We start from the raw sequence: 5,059 nt of genomic DNA, 5'->3' as shown, positions 1-5,059 counted from the left end.
TGAATAGATCGGAATACTGTTGCAGCGCCGACGGGCTCATCCAACGTTCCGGCCAGTAATCGGTCAGCCCTTTGTTATCACTGCGTACTCCCCCGCCGGTAATATAGGCATTGGGGTCGTTATGCTGCCGTTCAATATAGCTGTCGGCTAACCCGGACAGCGTACCGCGAATATTGGGCAGCACCCGGTTCTGCCAGATAATATCGATCTGCTCCCAGGCCGGACGGCGGCGGAGGTCGGCGGGCAGGTTGTGCATAAACAGCTCCACCTGCTGCTCGCAGTGCTCGACAAAGGCGTTGTAGGCCTCCCAGCGCCGGCGGTAATAGTCGACGCTGGTATAGCGCTCCAGTAAATAACACTCCTGCGGGTGTAGTATCGCCATCTTGTTTACCCCGGAAACTGCACAATGCCGCCGTCGTCGCGCTCCAGCAGCGTCCAGTGGATAACCCTTTTCTGCGTCGCGCTGTCCTGCCACTGCGGCAAAATATCGCCTTGCGCGAAGTGTTGCCGTTCAATGCGCCCGGCCTGATAGGTGCTCCAGACTCCGCCGTACGGGCAGACCGTGCCGCTCAGTAACGTCAGATGGGTTTGCCGGCCGGCCAGCAATGCCTGCTCCCGTTCCGGCCAGCGATACAGCTCGTCCGGGTGCGCTGCGGGGAAAAAACCCTGCGGCGGCACCGGAATAAATTCATTCTCCACCCGGCGGATCAGCGTCCAGGTGGCCGGCACGTTTTCAATTTGCTCCCAGTGATAATCCCGTTTCCCTTCCGGGCTGATATAGTCGCTTCGGGCCTTTCCCTGCGGGGCGACATGCGGCAGATAGCTGAAGGGATGAAAAAACTGCGCGCAGGCATATTCCACATCCGGCAGGTAAATTCCGGTCACCGTCACCGGGTCATTCGGCCCCAGCACCACGGACGTATCCAACTGATAGCGGGGGATCTGCGCGGGTAAATCCAGCGGACCAAAAAATTGCTCACTGTATAGATAGGTTAAATTGCCTTCATCCCAGTTTGAACTGACGGTGCTATGCACCATCGTATCGTACATACTGCCCAGGCTGAACAGTTCGGAATAGCGTTGCAGCGCCTGCGGGCTCATCCAGCTTTCCGGCCAGTAATCGATCAGCCCTTTGCGGTCACTATTAACCCCCCCGCCGGTAATATAGGCATTGGGGTCGTGATGCTGTAGCCGCACATAACTGCGATCCAGCCCGGATAAGGTGTCGCGAATATTGGGCAACACCCGGTTTTGCCAGATAATATCGATCTGATCCCAGGCCGGACGGCGGCGGAGGTCGGCGGGCAGGTTTTGCATAAACAACTCCACCTGCTGCTCGCAGTGCTCGACAAAGGAGTTGTAGGCCTCCCAGCGCCGGCGGTAATAGTCGACGCTGGTATAGCGCTCCAGTAAATAACACTCCTGCGGGTGTAATATCGCCATCTTGTTTACCCCGGAAACTGCACACTGCCGCCGTCGTCGCGCTCCAGCAGCGTCCAGTGGATAACCCTTTTCTGCGTCGCGCTGTCCTGCCACTGCGGCAAAATATCGCCTTGCGCGAAGTGTTGCCGTTCAATGCGCCCGGCCTGATAGGTGCTCCAGACTCCGCCGTACGGGCAGACCGTGCCGCTCAGCAACGTCAGATGGGTTTGCCTGCCGGCCAGCAACGCCTGCTCTCGTTCCGGCCAGCGGTACAATCCATCCGGGTGATCGGTCAGGAAAAAGCCCTGCGGCGGCACCGGAATAAACTCATTCTCCACCCGGCGGATCAGCGTCCAGGTGGCCGGCACGTTTTCGATTTGCTCCCAGCCATAATCGCGTTCACCTCGTTTTGTAATATATTCGCTCCTGATTTTTCCCTGCGGGGCGACATGCGGCAGATAGCTGAAAGGATGAAAAAACTGCGCGCCGGCATACTCCACATCCGGCAGATAAATTCCGGTCACCGTCACCGGGTCATTCGGTCCCAGCACCACGGACGTATCCAGTTGATAGCGGGGAATTTGCGCGGGTAAATCCAGCGGACCAAAAGCGCTTTCATCATATAAATAGGTCAATTGCCCTTCATCCCAGTTTGAACTGACGGTGCTATGCACCATCGTATCGTACATACTGCCCAGGCTGAACAGTTCGGAATAGCGTTGCAGCGCCTGCGGGCTCATCCAGCGCTCCGGCCAGTAATCGGTCAGTCCTTTGTTATCACTATTAACCCCCCCGCCGGTAATATAGGCATTGGGGTCGTTATGCTGCCGTTCAATATAGCTGTCGGCTAACCCGGACAGCGTACCGCGAATATTGGGCAGCACCCGGTTCTGCCAGATAATATCGATCTGCTCCCAGGCCGAACGGCGGCGGAGGTCGGCGGGCAGATTTTGCACAAACAGCTCCACCTGCTGCTCGCAGTGCTCGACAAAGGCCTTGTAGGCCTCCCAGCGCCGGCGGTAATAGTCGACGCTGGTATAGCGTTCCAGTAAATAACACTCCTGCGGGTGTAATATCGCCATCTTGTTTACCCCGGAAACTGCACAATGCCGCCGTCGTCGCGCTCCAGCAGCGTCCAGTGGATAACCCTTTTCTGCGTCGCGCTGTCCTGCCACTGCGGCAAAATATCGCCTTGCGCGAAGTGTTGCCGTTCAATGCGCCCGGCCTGATAGGTGCTCCAGACTCCGCCGTACGGGCAGACCGTGCCGCTCAGCAACGTCAGATGGGTTTGCCGGCCGGCCAGCAGCGCCTGCTCCCGCTCCGGCCAGCGATACAATCCATCCGGGTGATCGGTCAGGAAAAAGCCCTGCGGCGGCACCGGAATAAATTCATTCTCCACCCGGCGGATCAGCGTCCAGGTGGCCGGCACGTTTTCGATTTGCTCCCAACCATAATCGCGTTCCCCTTCGTCCGTAACGAAATCACTTCTGACCTTTCCCTGCGGGGCGACATGCGGCAAATAGCTGAAGGGATGAAAAAATTGCGCGCAGGCATATTCCACATCCGGCAGGTAAATTCCGGTCACCGTCACCGGGTCATTCGGCCCCAGCACCACGGACGTATCCAACTGGTAGCGGGGAATTTGCGCGGGTAAATCCAGCGGACCAAAGGCGCTTTCATCATATAAATAAGTTAATAGTCCTTCATCCCAGTTTGAACTGACGGTGCTATGCACCATCGTATCGTACATACTGCCCAGGCTGAACAGATCGGAATACTGTTGCAGCGCCGGCGGGCTCATCCAGCTTTCCGGCCAGTAATCGATCAGCCCTTTGCGGTCACTATTAACCCCCCCGCCGGTAATATAGGCATTGGGGTCGTTATGCTGCCGCTCAATATAGCTGTCGGCTAACCCGGACAGCGTATCGCGAATATTGGGCAACACCCGGTTCTGCCAAATAATATCGATCTGATCCCAGGCCGGACGCCGGCGGAGGTCGACGGGCAGATTTTGCATAAACAACTCCACCTGCTGCTCGCAGTGCTCGACAAAGGCGTTGTAGGCCTCCCAGCGCCGGCGGTAATAGTCGACGCTGGTATAGCGCTCCAGTAAATAACACTCCTGCGGGTGTAATATCGCCATTTTGTTTACTCCTTGTTGTCGCCGAACCAGTTGGTTTGTAGCTTTGGCACGCCGACAAAGCAGTTGCCTTCGTCATTCAGATCGCTGTAGCCCCAGCCGGTTTTCCGGCGCGGCCCCATCGCCTCCCGGCGTAAGTCTCCGGGAAAAATCAGCAACTGATTGCCGCCGCCCTCCAGCGATACCGTGTCTTTGGTTTTGATAAATTCACCGGTTTTCGGGTCTTTGATTTTGACGTCGATTTCCTGGGTAGCCGCCGGCCCTTCCCACAGCTTGATGCGCTGGCCGGGCGGCACGGTATAGATGACATATTCGCCGTTCTCGTTCCAGTGCTTCCATACCGCGCATTTTTTACGCCACTCGGCCTTGCTTTGCAGCGCCAGAAAGTCCTTCTCCCGCAGCCAGTAGGTGCCGTTATCATGGGATTTATTGGAAGGGTCCAGCACCCGGTATAATCGCTCACCCGGCTCGGCGTAGGCGGCATTCATAATATGAAATGTTTTGTATTCGTCTTTTAAAAAACCGTTTTCCAGATCCGGCCAGCCATTCTTCATGGCTTTTCTATGCGTTTTAGAAAGTTTGTTGATCCCTTTATATTTCGCAACCGCATTCACATCCACCCAGTCGGGACGTTTGAACAACAATAGCTCTGCCTCCTCGATCTCCCGCAGTTTACGCAGCTTATGCACATTCACCCCGCGATAGGTGTGATAGAGCGTATTGCCTTCGATATGCAGCCGCACCGCCAGCGCCTCCAGAAATTGATTGACCGGCGACAGCGCTTTGCCCAGCATGCCGTCCGCCTTGTCACGCACCGACGTCAGCCCCTGCAACGTGGCGTCGATGGGTTTTCTGATCGACGCCGGCCCCCAACTGCGCGCTTTTCCCAGCAGTTCACGCGTCGCCTCCAGCAGATCATCCAGCACGCTTAACAACGACGGGACGCTGAGGGATGACATCACCTCCCGCAGCTTTTCGCTCAGATAGAGATAGGGATTGTCGATCCCCACGGCAGAGAAGAACTTTTGCACGGAGGGCATAGCAAGGAATTTATTCAGTCCTTTGATGGCGGTATCTACGCCATCGCTCACCAGTTTGAATGACATTATCTTCCCGGCCGCGCCCAGCACAGGCTTGCGTATCCCCAAAAACATCACCTTGAACGCCCCTTTGACAAAGGAGCCCAAAACCGGAATACAGCCTATCAGGGTTAATGCCAATGCCACCCAGGCAGCCGTATTGCCCGAGTCCTCATTGATTTTTCTGCCATTGGCGATCAGATCCCGGATATCGCAGATCTGATCGACAAAGGGGATCATGGAAATCACCGTGCCGGTCACCACCTGTCCGGTGGTCTGATTATCGTTGAAGTCGCCCTGAACCGTTTCCCAGATCCATAGGCCGCAGGCTTCAATTTTTTTCTTTCCCTGTGAAAACCAGCTATCGGGCGCGGCGGTAAAAAACGCCAGTGCGTGAGTGAGTTGCTGTCCCATCAGT

Annotated in this window: 4 protein-coding genes and 1 pseudogene; all 5 read right to left on the bottom strand. The window is 56.3% G+C overall.

Annotated elements, in window-relative coordinates; all coding sequences use genetic code 11:
• Positions 1–382: pseudogene (locus ABRZ26_RS24720) on the bottom strand (hypothetical protein); the annotation flags it as partial.
• A gap of 5 nt (positions 383–387) precedes the next feature.
• Positions 388–1,443: a hypothetical protein gene (locus ABRZ26_RS24715; protein ID WP_319606666.1), complete on the bottom strand. Its 1,056-nt coding sequence runs from the start codon at positions 1,441–1,443 to the stop codon at positions 388–390.
• A 5-nt stretch (positions 1,444–1,448) separates the two neighbouring features.
• Positions 1,449–2,504, bottom strand: a complete 1,056-nt coding sequence (locus tag ABRZ26_RS24710) for a hypothetical protein (protein ID WP_319606665.1) — start codon at positions 2,502–2,504, stop codon at positions 1,449–1,451.
• Positions 2,505–2,509: 5 nt separating this feature from the next.
• On the bottom strand, positions 2,510–3,565 hold the full coding sequence (locus tag ABRZ26_RS24705) for a hypothetical protein (RefSeq protein ID WP_319606664.1): 1,056 nt from the start codon (positions 3,563–3,565) through the stop codon (positions 2,510–2,512).
• Between the two features lie 5 nt (positions 3,566–3,570).
• Positions 3,571–5,059 (bottom strand): hypothetical protein (locus tag ABRZ26_RS24700; protein WP_413556470.1); only part of this gene is annotated, 1,489 nt, incomplete at its 5' end.

The organism is Brenneria sp. L4-2C (genome assembly GCF_040240335.1).
Classification (GTDB): domain Bacteria; phylum Pseudomonadota; class Gammaproteobacteria; order Enterobacterales; family Enterobacteriaceae; genus Brenneria.
This window is presented reverse-complemented; position numbering and strand designations above follow the sequence as displayed.

Coding starts and splice junctions, on each gene's coding strand:
- ABRZ26_RS24705 (WP_319606664.1), bottom strand. CDS start 3,565: ATGGCGATATTACACCCGCAGGAGTGTTATTTACTGGAGCGCTATACC.
- ABRZ26_RS24710 (WP_319606665.1), bottom strand. CDS start 2,504: ATGGCGATATTACACCCGCAGGAGTGTTATTTACTGGAACGCTATACC.
- ABRZ26_RS24715 (WP_319606666.1), bottom strand. CDS start 1,443: ATGGCGATATTACACCCGCAGGAGTGTTATTTACTGGAGCGCTATACC.